General features: G+C 76.4%; 1 pseudogene. It reads left to right on the top strand.

Annotated features, from left to right (window positions below):
- Positions 1–556, top strand: a pseudogene (locus LPA54_RS35835) (kynureninase); the annotation flags it as partial.

Raw genomic sequence — 556 nt, 5'->3', positions numbered from 1 at the left:
GACGACCCCCTGGCCCCCGTCCGCGAACGCTTCCTGCTCCCACCGGACGTCGTCTACCTCGACGGCAACTCCCTGGGCCCGCTGCCCGCCGCCGTGCCGGCGGCCCTGGACGACGTCGTACGGCGCCAGTGGGGCACCGCACTCATCGGCTCCTGGAACACGGCCGGCTGGTGGCAGGCGCCACTGCGCGTGGGCGACGCCATCGGCACGCTCATCGGGGCCGCGCCGGGGCAGACGGTCGCGGGCGACTCCACCAGCGTGCAGTTGTTCACCGCGCTCGACGCCGCCGCCGCGCTCCGCCCGGACCGCCCGCTGCTGGTCACCGACCCCGGGCACTTCCCCACCGACCGCTACCTGGCCGACGCGGTCGCCCGCCGCCGCGGCCTCCAGGTACGGCACGTGCCGCCGCCGGACCTCCCGCACTTCCTCGCCGACGAGGGCCGGCGGGTCGCCGTCGTCAGCTACTCGCCCGTCGACTTCCGCACCGGGGAGCTGTACGACACGGGGGCCCTGACCCGGGCCGCTCACGAGGCGGGCGCCCTCGCACTGTGGGATC

It is taken from the genome of Streptomyces sp. DH12, from assembly GCF_020873895.1.
In the GTDB taxonomy this organism is placed as follows: domain Bacteria; phylum Actinomycetota; class Actinomycetes; order Streptomycetales; family Streptomycetaceae; genus Streptomyces.
The sequence above is the reverse complement of the archived record's forward strand: the minus strand, read 5'-3'. Positions and strand labels throughout refer to the sequence as shown.